Consider the following 18,709-nt stretch of genomic DNA (forward strand, 5'->3'; position numbering starts at 1 on the left):
TTTGTATTATCCCACTACTGTTTGCAACACCAAAATGTCCAGTCTCTAAATTCAATTTAAATATTGTACCTTGTTTATTTATATAGGTAAGAAAACTAGAACTGGATTACTACTAAAAAAATTTTGAGCTCCTTTCAAATATGCAGAGTAACTTGCAAATTCTCCCGATAAACTTCCCCCATTTGTGATTACTTTCCAAGATTTACTTTTCCATATATACTTTAAGTTCTTCACATGTTTTGCATAATGCACGAAACCTCTTGCTTCAGAAGCAAACCTAAAGCCTCCTGCTCCAGGAGTTATTAGGGTAAATATAAAAGGAATTTCAGTTTTAGCAAGAAAATTATCATGTGTAAGGTAGCCATCATTATCTACATATAAATTACGCCCTCCAATATTTATAGTTCTACTGGTAGTACCATCTAAAAAAGTAAAGAACCAATCCCAAAAATCTCCATCTATCGCTGGTAATACTTGAATAAGATTTTTATGAAGACTATATGGATCTATACAATCATCACAGCTATCTTGCAAAGGTCCTACTTCAACACTTACATTTCTTCTCTGCTCATTCAAATAAGCTGTATTAGCATTTCTTTGTTCCCTCATAGCATCAAAACCACCTCCTCCAGGTCTAGATAGCTCCATCCATTGAGAATTAGTTAATCCATCAGCACCAACTTGCTCTCCATTAATAGCATCTGCTCCACTGGGGTCTGCCCAATAAACAGGATTACCATCAAAAGCTAAATAAGGGGACATACTATGGTGCGTAACAGGATCTATAGCAGTAAACCTAGCAATAGCAGGATCATAACTACGTACATCCATTTCATAAAGATTGAGTCCTAAAGCCTTTTCAAACTCCACATCATTATATTTCCATTTAAGTGCAATGTTAGAAGATATTGGTGCATCATTATATCCACTATGTTTTAACCCAAAAGGATAATAATTATTCTCCTCCTGTATCTGCAAACTGGGAGACCCACTCGTACCAACATTCTTGTAAGATAAGCGTATGTTCCCCAAATGGTCCTTAAATTGGTACACATACTTATAACCGCTTTCGGTATCTACATAGCCCTCAGGATGGGAATACCATTTGTACCTTAAAACTACTCTATTAAAACGTTTCTTTTTGCACCATACTTCAAAATAAAATCTCAACGTAGCTATGGCTATGTTTCTATTTTCTTTTTCGTCTGGCACAAAAATTATCCGTTTTCCTTACGAGTACTTTTAAGGCACAATTGGTATATAGAATTTCAAAGAACCGCCCACGTACACATAATTGCCCGCGTACTCCGTTGTGCTGCCACTGCTTACTATTTTCTTAAGCTTAGTGCCAACGGCATCGTAAATATAGGAAATTTGTTATTAGGTAATGTCGCAGATTTTTTAAGCTCCAATTTAGGACATTAAGCTTTAACAACCCCAGGTTTTAAAACCTCTAACAAGTTTTTAATATTTTAATGAACAAAAATAAGCCTCTAAAAAGAGGCTTATCGTTTTATAATTTACTGATTATGAGAGTTCAGTTTGAACCATTTTTTAAAAGCGCCAGTTTGGGACATTACCCTGCGGAACCAATTAGAATTAAAACAACATAAAAACTTATGTGATAGTTGTTATTCTAAGCACAAAAAGAAGATTGATGATGAAACTATTAAAGAGTTGAGATTAAACGATAAGACCTTTCAAAAAATGCTTCAAGGACCTCAAAGGCTAGATGATAGTGTTATAAAATTTTTAGTATGGGGTAGCATTATTATAATTATGATAATATTATCACAAATTTCTTAATTGCACAATTGGTATCTATAGAATTCAATATGCCTTTCTAATTTATAGCTCTTAAAAAAACAATAAGCCCCAATTAAGAGGCTTATCATTTTTTAATTTACTGATTACGAGAGTTTAGTTTGAAACTTTTTTTAAAAGCTCCAATTTAGGACATCACCGACATTACCGTCAAAAGTGAATATAAAAAGAATCTGTTTCCTCATCATTATCTATCATTTTGATTTCTAATGACATTAATGCATCAATACTGGCATATGCTTCTTCTTTACTCCAATTTGAAGCTAATAACATTTCAATTAAATCATTTTCAGAGACAATAATATTATCACCATGAGTTATATTGTTTTGTAATAAAAAAATACATAAGTTTTTTGTAATTAAAAGCTTTTCTTTGTCAAATTCATTAACCCATTTAAACTTTTGTTGTTCATCTTCATCTTCCCATCTCAAATTACCCTCCACTAAATTTTTTTCATGTTTAACAATATCAACTTTAGCTTCAAACAAATCAAAAAATGATTCCAAAAACTTATATTCTAACATAATAACATTTATTACCAATTCTATTTAATATCCTATTTTAGCCATATATGTCGACTTTCAATACTTTTACCTAAACCTTCCACTTGAACATGTGGTTTTTTGATTTTTCCTTTGACAGGATTCAAGTCTTTTCTAATTTTTCCTCCATACTGATTAACTAGTTTTTCTAGTTTTTTTAACTCTTTAGCAGTTAATTCTGATCCTGGTTTTGATAACTGTTTAATTAAAGATTTTAACTCCTTGAGATTACTAGCTTTAATTCTAGAACCCCAACGAAAAATATTAATTCCTTTCATCCAACCGCCGCCTTCCATAAGCTCTGCAGGCCAAAAAACTAGTTGTGTAGGTTCCACAAGTTCATCAGGTCCGAATAATACTAAATTATTAACTGATTCGGTTTTTTCTCTTTCTTCAGCTCTTCCTTGTGATGTTTTTCCAGTGTCAAGTGTTGCTAATGCATTTAGTATTTCTGCTGATTTATTAATTTCAGCCCAGTATGCTTCATTAGCTTTTTTATCTGCTATATCACTTAAATCAGCTGTTACAGTTACTTCATCCGCTATTGAAATATCATTATCATCCCCTCTATAGTCATCATAAATGTCATCGTCTGGACAGGCAATTTCATTACCATTTGAATCATAACATTTACCCCCATCTGGGTCAAACGAAACTATAGGATTATTACCCATAGCTACATAAGGGGACATAAATTGCTCATAAGGGTCAGCAGTAACAAATCTTCCAATTGCAGCATCATAATGTCTCAACTCAAACTCGTACATATCATAACCTAAACTTTCATTAAGCTCTTGTCCTTGGTATTTATAATTAAGAGCTATGCCTGAAGTACCACTAGAGTTATACCCTCTATGTTTAAGACCAAAGGGATAGTAATTATTCTCCTCCTGTATCTGCAAACTGGGAGAGCTACTTGTACCAACGTTCTTGTAGGATACACGTATGTTCCCTAAATGGTCCTTAAATTGGTAGACATACTTATAACCGCTTTCGGTATCTACATAGCCCTCGGGATGGGAATACCATTTGTACCTTAAAACTACTCTATTAAAACGTTTCTTTTTGCACCATACTTCAAAATAAAATCTCAACGTAGCTATGGCTATGTTTCTATTTTCTTTTTCGTCTGGCACAAAAATTATCCGTTTTCCTTACGAGTACTTTTAAGGCACAATTGGTATATAGAATTTCAAAGAACCGCCCACGTACACATAATTGCCCGCGTACTCCGTTGTGCTGCCACTGCTTACTATTTTCTTAAGCTTAGTGCCAACGGCATCGTAAATATAGGAAATTTGTTATTAGGTAATGTCGCAGATTTTTTAAGCTCCAATTTAGGACATAAAGCTTTAACAACCCCGAGTTTTAAAACCTCTAACAAGTTTTTAATATTTTAATAAACAAGAATAAGCCTCTAAAAAGAGGCTTATCGTTTTATAATTTACTGATTATGAGAGTTCAGTTTGAACCATTTTTTAAAAGCGCCAGTTTGGGACATTACCCAAATGAGGCTGTCTGAAAAGTCAAGACAGCCTCTTTTTTATTTGGGTAGGTGTCGGAGAAATTTTTCAAATACGCGATTCTCAGGGACTTGAAAAAACTTTTTAGACACCCTCATTTTCTTTGCAATATATTAAAATCTTAATACAACTACCATCTAGGTCTTCTGTAAAACCGTACTATTTATTCAGTGAATTACATACTTTGTTTCTCATATCAAAAAACCTTTCCATATTCATTAAAAAAATAAATTAATAATAAGGGAAATACTAAAGAAGCTATAATATAAAAGTAAGATAAAACCTTAAACCACATAGATAATTGCATCCTCTTATCTAATATAAATTCTTTTCTGTCTTTAATCTGATATACATAAAAATTATATATCAAAACTAATATATCAGCAATGAGAAAAGTTTTGGGTATACTTGAAAAATCAATTTTCAACAAATAATACAGAACAACTACTAAAATCATCAAGTTTGCAGTCTGCCCGATAGAGATAATTATAATTGGAAAATATTGAGGCGTGTCGTCACTATTTTTTTTAAGATTATAATAATGAAGAAATAGCCTATCATAAAAATTAGTAAGTATATTCATATTTAAAGTTTAACTCTCTTAATAACCTAAAATTTTACTTCCAATGTAACCATATTTTAATCCTCTTTCTCTATAAACCTTTGAGTGAACCCCAAAAAACAGCTCTATTATACCATTCTTGTTTTATTAAGTAATTATCTCCAAAAGACCAAGTTGCTTCATAAACCAAAGGCCCCAATATAGGAACATAATTAGAAACTGTTGAGCCCATAGCCTTAATACCATCTCCCGCTGCCTCATTATAATTACCTTTAACTGTATTTTCTACAGCACCATAATAGTCCAATGCTCCAAAAATTTCTCACCCCCGTATTAAGATTAGCAGGCAAAAGAAAAAGATGTCCCAACAGGATTTGGGCAATAGTGCCGAGACGCACCAAAAAAATATATCGAAGTACGAGCAGAACATGGTAGTGCCTTCTGCCATTACCTTGAAGAAGATTGCGGATGCCCTAGAGGTTACTACCGATTATTTGTTGGGCGGGGATAATGATAACGTGATTAAGGACACCCAGTTACTGGCTTATTTTAAGGCCATAGATACCATGCCCGATGATATCAAGGATTCGCTATTAAAGGTGATTGATGCGTATATCAGGGACTATAAAACGCAATTGGCGTATAAATAAAAAACAGCAATCTTAACCGATTGCTGTTTCTCAACAGTTCTAAGTTGTAAATTCAGATAGTAGGTTTTCTATCCTAAATGAATTTAAAAGTCTGTCATTTTATCAATTACACTTTCGTAATCAATTTTATCAATGTACTTACCTACTTTGATGTAATCTATCTTATCACCATCTAGCCTAAAAAAACCAAAAAGGTTTTTACCTTTAAATATAATTATATTACCTACAACCTCATAATCATTTCCCAGATGAGATAGCAAACTGCTTTTACTAATTCCAACTTCGATTTTATCATCAAATATGGATATTCCTTTTTTCCATAAGTTTATTTCTAAAAATTTGTCTGTTGTATTTTCAAAAACCCATGGTTTTTCAGAATTGAAAACTATCATTTTACCAATAATAACATCTGCAATATTTTGTTCGCTATTAATAATCAAATAGTATAACCCAACAAAATCATTTTTCTCAATCTCACTTTCATCATAATAATTTCCTCCTTTAGAAGAGTAACTTGATGTAAAACTATTCATTTGTTTTTTTATAGAGTTTACATCTATATCTTTATCTAATAAACTAGAAGTTTGTGAAGTTGTATCAATTACATTCTTATTTTCTTCATGACTATTTAACTTTTTAACATCTCCACTCTTTTCATTTTTATTGATACATGATGATAACAATACAATCAGTGAAACATTGAATATTATAAAACTCTTTTTCATTTTAAAACTAATTTTGTGGAGCAAAATAAGGAACATATTTACCAAACTCATTCCAATGATATCCCAGAGGTCTTGCCCCGCGCTAGCGCTCGTTTGCAACGAGTGCTTCTCTAAAACACCCTTAAAAGTCATTGCTTTCTATTTTCTTTTAAGGTACTATAGGCTGTACACGTTATAAATTTATACTTTTTACGCCTGCCTAAAGTACAAAAAGCCACCCTAATGGCTTAGGATAGCTTTGTTGTTTATAATTTCTTGTCTTACTCGGTACGGCACTCGTTGCAAACGAGCGCTGGCGGGTGTTATTCAATTATTTCTTTTTAAATATATTCATAACTACATCAGGAACCTTACGTCCTAATTCTTCAGAGTTATGAGAATAATGCCTTCTTTTTTTGAAAATTACATTCTTAAGATTTCTCTTTTGATTTAAAAACTTTAAAACATTTAAATTTCCATCTAATATATTAGTACTATCTGTGAAAAATAATTCCTCCAAACTTGACAATTCATAAAAAAACTCAATGGTAGGGACTTCTCCAATACTATTAAAAGAAAGAGTTTTAAGTTTTGTCAAAACTTTCACGGGTTCTAAGCCATATATTTTCTTGCAAAAATCCAATCTTAAATACTCTAAACTTTCAAGAAAGCTAATACTATCTATATCTTGTAGGTTAGAACAACCCGTTAAATCTAATTTTATTAATCTAAATAAGTTTTGAATACCTTCAGTACTTTTAATTTTACCATTGCATAGAGAAAAATCAACCAGTTTATTGAGTTTATTGAAATCAATTAAATTAGGCTTATTATAATTGTCAACCCTCAAAATTTTCAAAGAAGAAGAACTAAAAATAGTTTCGCTTCCATCAATACCCCAAACAAAATAACACTTTTCTAATTTAGAAAATTTCTCAAAATTTAGAATACCTTTAACCTTATGCTCTATATAAATACCTTTTAAATTAACCAAATCTTGAATTGGAGAAATACTTTTTATAGATTTGTTTAATACTGTTAACTCTTCTAAAAAAGCAAAATCTTGAAGAAAATTTAAGTCATCATATTTATAATAGTTAGGATTAATCTCTAAATGCTTGAAATTATGACGATTCATGAATTTAATCGCATCCTTATAACTATCCCCTTCAATTATTAAAGCTTTAGAATCTTCTCTTATTAAAAAACCTTTATATCTCTTTGGCAATGATATTGTCATATGGTAATAATTTTCGAAGCTATTTAGGGATGTAATTAGAAATTCCCAAACCAAGCTTACTATTTCTATAGAGGCTAACTGGTAGGCGCAAGTTAGCAGTTCCTCTTAAACCTCCCAAATTATTTATCATAATAGTTTCTGATGCTTCAAGAAAAGTTCTTGAACCAGTTAAGGGTTTATAATAAATCTGTCCTCCAATCCTACCAGCCTTATAATGTGTTGTAAGTCTTGTTGACAGGCTTTCAGAAATGCCCACATATGGATTTAACCCTCGAGTTGCGTCATCAAAAATGTATAAACCACTTAACCCCTTAACATCTTCAATATTATCTAAAGCTTTAAAACCATATTTAGCATATTTATTTATATTTCTTATGGTGCTTAGTCCTACTCCCCATTCAGACAAAATACCTAAAGTTCCAAAATGCAAGACAATACCAAGACCATCGGTAGGTGCAACCCATTCTTTGACATTATGTTCAGAGAGCATTGTCTTTCTGTGTTGTACAATACTAGACAATCTTCTTATTTCATCGTTACTGGCGCCTTGCCTGATAGCTATATCTCTCTTTATCTCAGCTAGTGCCAACTGGAACTTCATGTCACATTCATCACATGGTCCATCACTCACAGCTTCTCCTTGCTCTAACTCTCCTGTAGTTACAGAAGCATTTTTCCTATTCTCAACACTCTCCCAAAAATTAGCTTGTCTTTGGTCTTGCATGGCATCAACACCGCCACCACCTGGTCTAGAAAGTTCAATCCATTGCTCATCGGTAAGTCCGTCAGCACCAAATGAATCTGCTCCACTAGGATCAGCCCAAAATATAGGATTTCCATCAAAAGCTAAATAAGGGGACATACTATAGTGCGTAACAGGATCTATACCAGTAAACCTAGCAATGGCAGGATCATAACTACGTACATCCATTTCATAAAGATTGAGTCCTAAAGCCTTTTCAAACTCCACATCATTATATTTCCATTTAAGTGCAATGTTAGAAGATATTGGTGCATCATTATATCCACTATGTTTTAACCCAAAGGGATAATAATTATTCTCCTCCTGTATCTGCAAACTGGGAGACCCACTTGTACCAACGTTCTTGTAAGATAAGCGTATGTTCCCCAAATGGTCCTTAAATTGGTACACATACTTATAACCGCTTTCGGTATCTACATAGCCCTCGGGGTGGTTAAAGAATTTCAAAGAACCGTTTTCGTACACATAGTTGCCTGCGTACTCCGTTGTACTGCCACTGCTTACTATTTTCTTAAGCTTAGTGCCAACGGCATCGTAAATATAGGAAATATTTCCACCGGACAAGGGCACATAGGTGGGTAAATTTAAGTGGTTATAGGTAATATTCGACGAAATACCCTTGTTCAAATCCTTGGTCATATTGCCATTGGCATCATAGTAGTACTCTTGTGAAGCAGTACTACCATCTATAAAGCCGTAGCCCGTAGCGCCTCCAGATCCCTCATTTACCGATTGGATTTGGTTGGTATTGGGGAAGTAGCTGTAAACCAGTTTGTCCATATCACCGATACTGCTGGAACCGTTAACACCCCGTCTGTTAAGGCGGTCTATGTTCCCGTTCTTGTCGTAAACAATGCCTGTAACATTATAGTCGTCGGTCTGCTCGCTAAAACTGCTCCCGGCACTATTGGCCCGCCTAAACTGCCCGTCCGTTATGCGGTTAAGCGCATCGTATTGGTAGGCGTAGCCCCGTAAACGCGTGCCATAGGTATCGGTATTGGCCGTACGCCAGATGGTCTCGCTAATATTACCGTTGTATAATGGGTTGGCCGAGGCTCCCATTTCAGTGGTGTTGTAGTTGATCTTAAAGGCAAAAAGATCGGTGCCCAAACTGGCGGGGGTGTTAATCTGTTTGAGCCAGCCTCTAATATTATAGGTGTAATTCACAGTTTGCAACCTGCTGTTGCCATTGGTATTCCCAACCCCCTTATTAATTAACTGCCCAAGATCATTATAGGTGCTCTCTACAATCACCTCGGTATTGCTCCCCAGGGTCTGGGTCTGCTTGGTGAGCCTACCTATATGGTCGTAGTAAAAATTGTCTGTGGTGTTCACAGATACCGATGCACTGCTCCTGTTATGGGTGGTGGTGGACTCTATTACCTTGCCCGTAAAGTCCAACTCACTCTTTACTTTATCGATCGTGCCTAAATAGTCATTAAAACTGTATACATAGATAGGTCTTGACTTGCTATCGTAATAGTTTACGGTGGTAATCCATTTTACCGGACTGGAATTTAAAACCCGTACTTTACTGCAAGTGCCTAATCCCTTGGCATTGGTAATGGGTGTTACAGTATATGACGATTCCGAAACACCTGCACCCACAAAATTAGTATGGTACGTGTCGTAATAGTTAATGGTGTGTATTTCTGTGATACCCGAGGTAGGATATACGGTGTTATCGCCACTGTAATAGACATTGGTGCCCCCAAGGCTTACATAGGATGTGTTATTCTGTGTTACATATTGGGCACTGGTACTATTGGCATCATCCTGCAGGGCCGTTCTGGAACTGCTACTGCTTATAAGGCCCGTATAGGCCACCCTGCCAAAGGCATCGTACTTGGTAAAGAGCCATTTGTTTTGGGCCTTTAAGTTGGGGTCGCGGGTTAGTATGGGCTGGTCCAGCTTGTTGTACACGATTTCCTCCCAACTGGATGCTGTGCCCTTGCCCGGTATTTTCTTTGCCACTAAACGCCCTTGGGTATCGTACTGGTATTGGTAGCACAGGTTTTCCAGAACGGAAGCCTGGTTGTTAGTGGCTATGCCTGCTGTAAAGGTACTGCCCGATTGGGCGTGGAAGCCCTCGGTAAGGGTTATGGAACTGGTTGCTGTAAATGCCAGGCTATTACCCGAGGCCGTAACATCGGACGATGTGATGGTGGCTGGATAAATGTCATCGGCACCTTTTGGTGGCAATACATAAGTGAGATTTCCATAGTCGTCATAAATATAATAGGTATCGTGTGGTGTAGCGGTTTCTCCGGCATCGTTGGTATCGCCGTCCATATTAATATCGCTATCGCCATAGGTGCGCTTTAGTACCACCCGCCCCTGTTGGTCCTTAAATTCTTCGGTGGTGTGGTTGTTGCCACTGGTCCAGTTCTCGTCCTTGGTAACGGTCTTGTACAGCGTATTAGGGCCATAGAAACCCACTTGCTCTAATGATGGGGTTAGCACGGTTATACCGTCTGGGGCCGATGTGGTGATGGTCACCTCATATTTATTGACCTCGTTACTGGTATTGGTTTTATAACTGAATGCTATCTCGTGCCCTTCGCCCAATTTCCAATCTTTACCCGGGGCACCTTGCTCAAATACCCTACCCAGCGGTGAATCTTCCAGTTCCTTTTCAGAATATGGGTTAATGTTCGCCGTGGTCATGCCTGGGAAATCGGCATTATATGTTGAGGCATCATAAAAACTAAGGGTAGCGGCTTCGGCACCTGTGCGGTACAGGCCATTGTTGGTGGCTGCCGTATAGGGCAGATACTCCTTGGTCTGTCTGCCATAGGCATCGTAACCAATATGGGTCACCACATCCTCGCTATTGCCACCTGCCCGTATGCCCACGCTTTGCATGGGCCTGCCCAGACCATCAAAATAGGTCACGGCCTCTATTTTATCGTCATCTTGGGTAAGCTGCGACATACTGGTAGCTGCTTCCTGTGGAGTAATGGTATAGATGTAGTTTTGGTCGCTAAGGTTAAACACGGGGGGAACTTTAAAAGTAACACTACCCACTCCGGAACTCCAAAGACCACTTGTGTTTTTTGCTCTAATATAATATATGCTATATCCCTCTGATATATTTATAGTAGCACTACTGTTGGATTCACTGGTACCTGTTGGACTCGACTGCCAATACCAGGTTACACCACTGGGAGGTGTTCCAGTTCTCTGCAACGTAATACTCCCCGGCGAGATACTTTGAACGGTTGGATCAGCAGGGGTGTCTGGAGGCACAGCTGCTACATTAACGAGCAAACTACCATAATACCAATCGTCTATCGTTTCAACATCATAGTCTACATATGTATTCCCTACAACAGTAGTCCAATGTATATGAATTGAGGTTTCATTCTGATATGTATTGGGAGCACTTGCATTCCATTCATAAGAAACAAAATCCTCAGGGTCATTTAGACCTAAATTGTATAGGTCCATCGTATTTAAATTATATATTTCTAAATCTCCATACGTTACACTTGTATCGCCAGTAATTTCTATATCCTGCGCCTGCATTTGGGCAATGCCCAATACTAAAGCAAAAAATACCATAGCCAGCTTTAACTTGCTTGTTTTGGTAACATTATATTTTGGTTGTACCTGTATCATGATCATTTGCTTTTAGTTGTTAGACTTTTTTAAATACCATTTGCCAAAGAGCCTTTTTGCCGATTGGTTGCCCCCCAGGTTAAGGCACAGTGCCGTGGTATTGATACTCTCAATACGCTGGGACAATTCCCTACCATTGTCTAAGGTTATATTAAGACTGGTTTGGTCGCTTAAAAGCTGCCAGGTACCGTGTACACTTTTTTCCTGGTTGATTTCAAGAATATAGGTGCCGTTGGCCATGAACGTAATCTTGCGCTTGCTGAAGGAGTTCTTTATACGGCTTTTCTTAGCACTGTCCAGGCTGTTGTAATAGGCCATGGATTGGGACTGGATGTTGTCTATGCTCTTGTTGAAATCCAACGCCCAAGTGCCCAAGAGCATTTCGGCATTGCTAGTACCTTGCTGTGCCCCTGCTAAATGGACTGTGGCCAACATGAATATTATGACTGTACTGTTTAATAGATGTCTCATTTGGTATATATTATTATATTGACTTAATGGTTTTTGTGGACTATTGTTTATAATGGTATTCGTTCCTGCTCAGAATTTTTCCCTGGGCATCCTTTATGTACTCCAAGCGGTTGTAAACATCGTACTCGTAGTACATGGTATACCCCTTGGGATCGGTCATGCTGGTCATGCCTATGAGTGGATTGTAGGTATAGGTAGTTACCATGGCATTGGGCAATGCCGTCCTTATTTCATTTAGTTTAGTAATCATAGTGGCTTGGCTGTATGAACCGCTCTTAATATTGGATAGTTCGGCACTGGTCAATGTTGCTAAAACAGAAGTCTCTGTTGCATTTTCCACTTTTGCCACGGGATAGGCATCGTTATAGCCCCACAAATACACTACGCTGGTGCCATCTGCTTGCTTATATTGGGTAAGGTTACCATACCCATCGTCATCGTATTTTTCAAACTCCAATTTTGTTTTATAGCTCGTTGTACCACGGTTTAGGCTCTTGACGTTAGATGGCAAATAGGTGCCTGCTGCTGCCTTATAATTGGTTATACTACCCTGTACCAAATTACCGCCCAGGGTGGTTTCGGTTTTTAATACGGGGCTAATAATATAGTCTGTTACCATTCCTGAAACGATTGTGGAATTTGTCTCATCATTAGAGGTTACATCCTGTGGGTACGTGTTTGTGGTAATCATGGTTTCACCCTTGCTGTTAGTGGTGGTTATTTTGGTTACGTTTTTATGGGCTGTATTCTCGTAATCGTAATAGGTAGTAGTGATAATGGGGTTGTTGCCATCTTCATCATAGGTTGTTTCGATTGTTGAAGAGGTAACCCACCATTCTGAAAAATTGTCATAATAGCGTACATTATCTATTGTGCTAAAAGAATCATATACATTAAATGGTGGGTTATAAAATTTAACCCCCTTTACTGTTGATTGCGCATTTAGCTCATAGGCATTAACGGTTTTTTTAATGACATCGCCCTGTGAATTTTTTTGGGTAACAGACAGCAGTTGTCCATTTCTGGTATCAAAAATCCTTGGCATCTCCGGAAAATCATCGTCATAACCATAATGGTCGTAATGGTCATAATCTTCATTGTAATATTCATAGGTAGTACTACCAATATCGCCATTTAAGCCTTCCTGAACTGTAACTTTTGAGTATCCTGCTACATTGGGTGGCGAATGGAATCCAGACGGTATTAATGAATTGGAACTTTTTATATCATAATCGGCAGACGAACCTGAATTTGGACCATCTGACACTGATATGTGTCTGGTATACTCAAATTCTGGCCTAGCCAAAAGCAACCCAGATGAAAATCCAGTTTCGGTACCATCTACAGTATATATAAAATGCTTTAATCCTACCACAGTGCCACTGGCATCTTTGCTGGTTATATTTTTTATTCTAATGCCATTACCCTTACCGCCCGCACTATAATTGGGTATATAATCTGTATATGAAGCTTGGAGTGTTCCATAATATCCCGTAGGTATGTTTCTAACTTCTAGAGTATAGGTGCCATCTGTTAGTAAAACATTTTCGGTATCGCCTGGAGATAATATTTTTATAGCCAACCCATTACTGTTCCTTAAAAACGCTTTATTATTGGGGTCGTTTAAATCTGATTGGTAGCTTAATGCTACTGTTTTTCCTGGTGGAGCCGTATCAATGATAAAGGTCTTTGTAGGTTCTTCAATATAATCATCAGGTGGGTTACCCAAATCTAAATATTGTAGTGTTGCTGTATTTGTTATATTTTGGGTAGTGTAATTTAAAACGCCATTTAAGTCATGAGGTTCATATTCAAACTCTGTTTTACCTTTGGTAGGGTAAGTGATTGACTTTAAAACACCTGTGGTTATATCATCTCCAATATAATCACTCCGTTCATCAGGGAAATCAAGTACGTTCCCTGTGGCGGTGAATAATGTAGAGTAATAGCCCCATTCGTCGTATTGCTTAGAATATTTATCTGGTAGTGCATTAGGACTTTCGTAGTCAAAAGTATATTTGTTATCTGGGTTATCTAACTGTATGGCATCCAATTTTAAACGTTTGCCATGATAAGTGGTTGCAGAGCTATTAAAATAACTGTGGGACAGGTTAATGTCCTTTATAGCATTTCCTAATATATCCTTTATTTTTATCGCGGATAGTTTTTGTGGCATTGGGGCTCCTGTACTGGTTGACTGTTCTATATCATATCTATCACCAGTTTCAAAATCGATATAACCATTCTTGAATTTTATTTGTTGTAAAATAACATCATATATAAGACGCCTATTAAAACTATCATAATAGTGAGATGTTATGGTAGGCCCACCGCCAGAGCCCGTAGCAAAAGTTCCTGAAACAGGCTTGTACCTTTTATGGCTTTCTGTTATTAAACTAAGGCTCTGCCCTGTAGTATAAGTGAATTCAATCTTATCGCCCGTTGGGGAAGTTATGCTATTTAAGTACCATGAAGTAATGGGTTCTGATGAACCACTAGAAAAACCAGACAGACCTACTACTGTTGATGGATTTATATTATTGTTATTATATCTATTATGTATTTCTTCTTTTGACTGTGAAGTAGAACCGAATACGTAGACGTTTCCATCTGGAGTGGTTATTGTGAAACTGTTTGTTACGGGATAATAATTGCCCTCAATTTTTAAATTGTTACTAGTTGAACAAAATACTCCTGAACCATTTACTTGTTTATCAATTACAAAAGTCCCTGAATACCCTCCAAAATTATAGGAGAAAATATCTGGTTCTCCATCTCTATATCCATATCTCAAGCCTTGAAAAAAATCAAGGTTTGCTAGTGCTAATGAGTCTGTAGTAGATTCAGGAATAATGAAATCTATCTCAAAAAAAGCCTCACCATTTGAGGTATAAATGTATTGATTTTCATCATCCCAAGCTGGTAAAACTGGGTCATGATGATAGCCTGAATGACCTGCGGTATTAAAATCATCATTCCCTCTAACCACACGCGAAATGACTCCCCCTGCTGATAAGGACCATCCCAGACCAACCCAACTGGCATCTTGTGCTACCCGTAATCCTGTGGATTGATAGGACATGGTTATAGGCAAGGTTAGACTGCCCGATTTAACCTCGTACAGGGGTATGGAAATGTTGGGTGTACCTGTATAATATCCAACGGGAATATCTCCAAATTGCCCTAAGGAAGCTGCTGTTGGTGATGGTGGAATGACTTCTGTATTGTCCAACTGACCAAACATGGTCATGGATAACAGCATAAAAACAAGCAAACTTGCTTTTTTAAATAATGACTTTTTTAATAATTTCATGACTTTAGTGAGTATTTGTAATTCTTAGTTTTTTAGATTTAGTAGTAATGTCTCAACTTCTTTAAGACGTGCACTCAATGCTTTATTTATTAAGGTCTGTTCTTTTAGTTGTTTATCTTGTTGAATGGTATATAGTGTGAGCTCTTCTATTTTCTGCAGCAGTTTAGAGTCCATCTCTCCCAATAAAATACCATGCGCCGCTACCTCAGCAGCCGAAGGAATATCCTTTAAATGTCCTTGCCCTTTAATGTGTTGCTCTACTTCCTGTAATGTGGGCAGGTTATAATCTTTGTGGAACACGAAGTCGCTCCAACCTGTGAGATCTACCCGAACTTCTTTGGTGTGGATGTTACCGTTTACGGCCAGTTTTTCGTCGGGGGTGGTGGTGCCGATGCCTATTCTACCTGAATTATCAATTCTAATTATTTGTCCAATATCAGTTTTTAAAGTAAATAAAGATGCCCCGTAAGAACCTGATGGATCTACTTCGGTATAAGTATTGTCATAGGTTATTACACTGCCTGATGAAGTTTCTAATTGTAAATTAGTTAATGCATAATCATCCATTTTTAGATATACAATGTATTTATTGTTAGAAGCATCATCATAAACAACAATATCAGCAGCACTTCCCACTTCTCCATATACACTTCCTAATACTTTAAACCCATCCCTTATTGAAAATTTTAAATCTATGGTTGCTTTTCCTTGTCCGTTTGTATGTCCGCCAAGAATACCACTTACTCTAAAATCACCATTGTTATCAGCTATAGTACCAAGTTTATAATATCTTGGTGCAATACCGTAACCTAATGCATAAAAAACCCTATATGCATTAGTAGTGCTTAATTGAAGATATGTTTTTGGGTTAGTGGTCCCAATACCTACATTCCCAGAAGATGGAAAGGTATTGGTTTGTGCATGCATACTTAATGATAAAAATGCACAACATAACATTATGTAAATCTGTCTTTTCATTTTAATTGGTTAATTTGTTTAGTAACTTTTCCATTTCTGATACTCTACTAGATAGTTTCTTCAACGTTTTGTTTTCTTTCTCTAGTTGCTCTATTTTATTGTTTTGACTTTCTAGTTCTTTTTGCTGTTCAATAGCATAAAGTGTCAGTTCCTCAATCTTCTGCAACAATTTTGAGTCCATCTCTCCCAATAAAATACCATGCGCCGCTACCTCTGCAGCCGAAGGAATATCCTTTAAATGCCCTTTGTTTTGAATATGTTGCTCTACTTCCTGTAATGTGGGCAGGTTATAATCTTTGTGGAACACGAAGTCGCTCCAACCTGTTAAATCCACGCGGACTTCCTTGGTGTGGATGTTGCCGTTAACGGCCAGTTTTTCGTCGGGGGTGGTGGTGCCGATGCCTACATTTTCTAGGTCATCTACCAATAATGTAGCTCCAGAATATGCACCATCTGCTGAAACTAAAGCATTCGTTAAATTATTTCCTATAAATGCATCTTCAATTAGCCAAGTAGCTATAATGGCTTTTTCTGCTCCTGCACTATTTGATTGCATGACTTCGTAAGCTATATGATTGGGCTGTTGATTATTTGTTGAATTTCCCGATCCTCTAAATATTGCTGCATAAGCCCTTCTAGAACTATAATCAAGTCCGCCACCTAATTTAAATAGCCCTAATCTCATACAGGCATTTTTTAAATTTGTAGTAACACCACTTTCCCATGCATCATAAGATGTTAAGATACCTATTTGCCCACTTTGTAAATTATTCAGGGCAATGGCTAAATTATCTGAAGCCGTGGCACTTCCATAGGTATCATAGGTTGTAGAAGATATATGTTGGTGTGTACTGGCATTTATGATAGTTAAGCATAACCCCCTACCTGAAACATTAACTATGTATTGACTATCTAATTTAACAACCCTATTAGCACTGGAATTTAATCCAGTACCTCTAATGTAAACACTGGTTTGGGCATTTATAAATTGTACTATGCATAAAGCAAATAATAGCAAAAAAGGACCTGTCTTTATTTTATTGAACATCATGTATGATTTAATTAATGTTCAATTTTAGCACTTTTTTTTTAACTATTGGTAAGGGTTATCCGCAAAAAAAGTAAGGGTTGGCATTTTTATTTGGTAAGCTTATAGTTTCATTAATTTACATACCTAATTCTTTTATCTCAAAAAAAAGTGAAACCCTTACCAAAAGGAAGTGAAAACCTTACTTTTTGTAAGGTATTTTTTTTTAAATTGTGACCCTAATTAAATTTTTAACTAATTATTAAAATCAATCATGAATCAAAAATTAAATGTTCTCATCGTAGAGGACCATCCAATCGTAGCAGACAACTACACAAGAGCTCTTGAAACTATTTCCAACCTTAATCCAACATTAAGCTTTAATATCCATAAAGCTTATGATTGTGATTCGGCTGATCTAAAAATTGAAATGGCAAAAAAGAATTTTCCCTTAGATTTGGTATTGCTGGACATTAGCTTACCTCCATCTAGAAACCGTAAATTGTTATCGGGGGAAGACTTAGGACTAAAAATTAAGAAAACCTTTTACAATGCCAAACTTATTGTTTTAACCTCGCACAACAACAACCACAAACTGTGCAATATTTTTAAAACCTTAAATCCGGATGGGTTTTTAATAAAATCGGACTTTTCATATAAAACTTTGATTACCGCTATTATGGATGTTATTAAGGAACCCCCTTATTATAGTAAGTCTATTGCCAAACTAATACGTAAACATGTATCTAACGATATTTTTATAGATTCTATTGATACAGAAATACTGCATTACCTATCCTCAGGGGTAAAAATGAAGGATATTCCAAAATTGGTTAATCTATCACTTTCTGGTGTAGAGAAACGCAAAAGAGGGCTGAAAGATATCTTTAACGTTAGCACTAAAGACGACATGACTTTAATTGATATTGCCAAAAAAAGAGGGTTTATATAAAAAAGTAAGGTTTAACCTTACTTTTTACGCGTTAAAACCTTACTGCTATGATATATCGGCTTTGTATATTTAATGCCGACAAATCATGTTGTATAAACGCTAAGTACATTATCTAAAAATATGAGACATAAAAATCCTTTTGTTTATAAGCTTTCTGCCTACAATTTACAGGAAGTCCTTATTGTTCTGGTCATTATTGGTATTCTATTGCTATTGGCACTCCCCAATTTAATGCCCTTAATTGCCAAGACCAAAAGCGTGGAGGCACAGACCCAGCTCAAGTTTATTTACAATTCGCAAACAACATACCGGTATATGTACTCTAAATATGCCCATGATTTAAGTGAAATTGATTTTGAAGCCCCTAAAACAGTTAAAGACAATGGTACCAGCAATTACAGTTATGAGCTAATAGTGGCCGATAACAATAGCTTTAAAGCCCGGGCAACGGCCGTAACCGATTTTGATGGTGATGGAGTGTTTAATGTTTGGGAAATTGATGAAACCGGAACGCCAAAACAAATTGTAAAAGATTAAG

General features: G+C 36.4%; 14 protein-coding genes. 3 read left to right on the forward strand and 11 right to left on the reverse strand.

Annotated elements, in window-relative coordinates; all coding sequences use genetic code 11:
* Nucleotides 1–78: 78 nt before the first annotated feature.
* The 4 genes from AC5SR4_RS01915 to AC5SR4_RS01930 all read right to left on the reverse strand — a co-directional run bounded on the left by AC5SR4_RS01915 (nucleotide 79) and on the right by AC5SR4_RS01930 (nucleotide 4,759).
* Nucleotides 79–1,212, reverse strand: a complete 1,134-nt coding sequence (locus AC5SR4_RS01915; protein WP_495357851.1) for an RHS repeat domain-containing protein — start codon at nucleotides 1,210–1,212, stop codon at nucleotides 79–81.
* Nucleotides 1,213–1,974: 762 nt separating this feature from the next.
* Nucleotides 1,975–2,349 (reverse strand): hypothetical protein, encoded by a 375-nt coding sequence (locus AC5SR4_RS01920; protein ID WP_495357852.1) that lies wholly within the window; start codon nucleotides 2,347–2,349, stop codon nucleotides 1,975–1,977.
* Nucleotides 2,350–2,381: 32 nt separating this feature from the next.
* On the reverse strand, nucleotides 2,382–3,503 hold the full coding sequence (locus tag AC5SR4_RS01925; protein ID WP_495357853.1) for an RHS repeat domain-containing protein: 1,122 nt from the start codon (nucleotides 3,501–3,503) through the stop codon (nucleotides 2,382–2,384).
* 1,040 nt (nucleotides 3,504–4,543) lie between these two features.
* The gene (locus AC5SR4_RS01930; RefSeq protein ID WP_495357854.1) at nucleotides 4,544–4,759 is read right to left on the reverse strand and encodes a hypothetical protein; all 216 of its coding nucleotides are present in this window, start codon (nucleotides 4,757–4,759) and stop codon (nucleotides 4,544–4,546) included.
* A gap of 31 nt (nucleotides 4,760–4,790) precedes the next feature.
* On the opposite strand from AC5SR4_RS01930, the gene AC5SR4_RS01935 reads away from it, so the two are divergent.
* Nucleotides 4,791–5,102, forward strand: a complete 312-nt coding sequence (locus AC5SR4_RS01935; protein WP_495359145.1) for a helix-turn-helix domain-containing protein — start codon at nucleotides 4,791–4,793, stop codon at nucleotides 5,100–5,102.
* 83 nt (nucleotides 5,103–5,185) lie between these two features.
* Here AC5SR4_RS01935 and AC5SR4_RS01940 read toward each other — a convergent pair whose 3' ends face one another.
* The 7 genes from AC5SR4_RS01940 to AC5SR4_RS01970 form a co-directional block, all read right to left on the reverse strand.
* The gene (locus AC5SR4_RS01940; protein WP_495357855.1) at nucleotides 5,186–5,827 is read right to left on the reverse strand and encodes a hypothetical protein; all 642 of its coding nucleotides are present in this window, start codon (nucleotides 5,825–5,827) and stop codon (nucleotides 5,186–5,188) included.
* 310 nt (nucleotides 5,828–6,137) lie between these two features.
* Entirely contained in the window at nucleotides 6,138–7,046 is a 909-nt protein-coding gene (locus tag AC5SR4_RS01945) for a hypothetical protein (protein WP_495357856.1), read from the reverse strand.
* 19 nt (nucleotides 7,047–7,065) lie between these two features.
* Entirely contained in the window at nucleotides 7,066–11,430 is a 4,365-nt protein-coding gene (locus AC5SR4_RS01950) for a DUF6443 domain-containing protein (RefSeq protein ID WP_495357857.1), read from the reverse strand.
* A 12-nt stretch (nucleotides 11,431–11,442) separates the two neighbouring features.
* Nucleotides 11,443–11,901: a hypothetical protein gene (locus AC5SR4_RS01955; protein WP_495357858.1), complete on the reverse strand. Its 459-nt coding sequence runs from the start codon at nucleotides 11,899–11,901 to the stop codon at nucleotides 11,443–11,445.
* A gap of 40 nt (nucleotides 11,902–11,941) precedes the next feature.
* Nucleotides 11,942–15,214, reverse strand: coding sequence for an RHS repeat domain-containing protein (locus AC5SR4_RS01960; protein WP_495357859.1), 3,273 nt, complete (start codon nucleotides 15,212–15,214; stop codon nucleotides 11,942–11,944).
* A 24-nt stretch (nucleotides 15,215–15,238) separates the two neighbouring features.
* Complete coding sequence (locus AC5SR4_RS01965; RefSeq protein ID WP_495357860.1) at nucleotides 15,239–16,192, reverse strand: hypothetical protein; 954 nt, start codon at nucleotides 16,190–16,192, stop codon at nucleotides 15,239–15,241.
* Nucleotide 16,193: 1 nt separating this feature from the next.
* Nucleotides 16,194–17,243, reverse strand: a complete 1,050-nt coding sequence (locus AC5SR4_RS01970) for an interleukin-like EMT inducer domain-containing protein (protein ID WP_495357861.1) — start codon at nucleotides 17,241–17,243, stop codon at nucleotides 16,194–16,196.
* A gap of 250 nt (nucleotides 17,244–17,493) precedes the next feature.
* Here AC5SR4_RS01970 and AC5SR4_RS01975 point away from each other — a divergent pair, with 250 nt between their 5' ends.
* Both AC5SR4_RS01975 and AC5SR4_RS01980 read left to right on the forward strand, forming a co-directional pair.
* On the forward strand, nucleotides 17,494–18,171 hold the full coding sequence (locus AC5SR4_RS01975; RefSeq protein ID WP_495357862.1) for a response regulator transcription factor: 678 nt from the start codon (nucleotides 17,494–17,496) through the stop codon (nucleotides 18,169–18,171).
* Between the two features lie 120 nt (nucleotides 18,172–18,291).
* Nucleotides 18,292–18,708 carry a prepilin-type N-terminal cleavage/methylation domain-containing protein gene (locus AC5SR4_RS01980; protein ID WP_495357863.1) on the forward strand — a complete coding sequence of 139 codons (417 nt, stop codon included), beginning with the start codon at nucleotides 18,292–18,294 and terminating at the stop codon, nucleotides 18,706–18,708.
* Nucleotide 18,709: the final 1 nt, after the last annotated feature.

Source organism: Aestuariibaculum scopimerae, from assembly GCF_059428085.1.

Bases quoted from the DNA above. Each gene is read 5' to 3' on its own strand.
- AC5SR4_RS01980 (WP_495357863.1), top strand. From the start codon at position 18,292: ATGAGACATAAAAATCCTTTTGTTTATAAGCTTTCTGCCTACAATTTA.
- AC5SR4_RS01955 (WP_495357858.1), bottom strand. From the start codon at position 11,901: ATGAGACATCTATTAAACAGTACAGTCATAATATTCATGTTGGCCACA.
- AC5SR4_RS01960 (WP_495357859.1), bottom strand. From the start codon at position 15,214: ATGAAATTATTAAAAAAGTCATTATTTAAAAAAGCAAGTTTGCTTGTT.
- AC5SR4_RS01945 (WP_495357856.1), bottom strand. From the start codon at position 7,046: ATGACAATATCATTGCCAAAGAGATATAAAGGTTTTTTAATAAGAGAA.
- AC5SR4_RS01950 (WP_495357857.1), bottom strand. From the start codon at position 11,430: ATGATACAGGTACAACCAAAATATAATGTTACCAAAACAAGCAAGTTA.
- AC5SR4_RS01975 (WP_495357862.1), top strand. From the start codon at position 17,494: ATGAATCAAAAATTAAATGTTCTCATCGTAGAGGACCATCCAATCGTA.
- AC5SR4_RS01940 (WP_495357855.1), bottom strand. From the start codon at position 5,827: ATGAAAAAGAGTTTTATAATATTCAATGTTTCACTGATTGTATTGTTA.
- AC5SR4_RS01965 (WP_495357860.1), bottom strand. From the start codon at position 16,192: ATGAAAAGACAGATTTACATAATGTTATGTTGTGCATTTTTATCATTA.
- AC5SR4_RS01970 (WP_495357861.1), bottom strand. From the start codon at position 17,243: ATGATGTTCAATAAAATAAAGACAGGTCCTTTTTTGCTATTATTTGCT.
- AC5SR4_RS01920 (WP_495357852.1), bottom strand. From the start codon at position 2,349: ATGTTAGAATATAAGTTTTTGGAATCATTTTTTGATTTGTTTGAAGCT.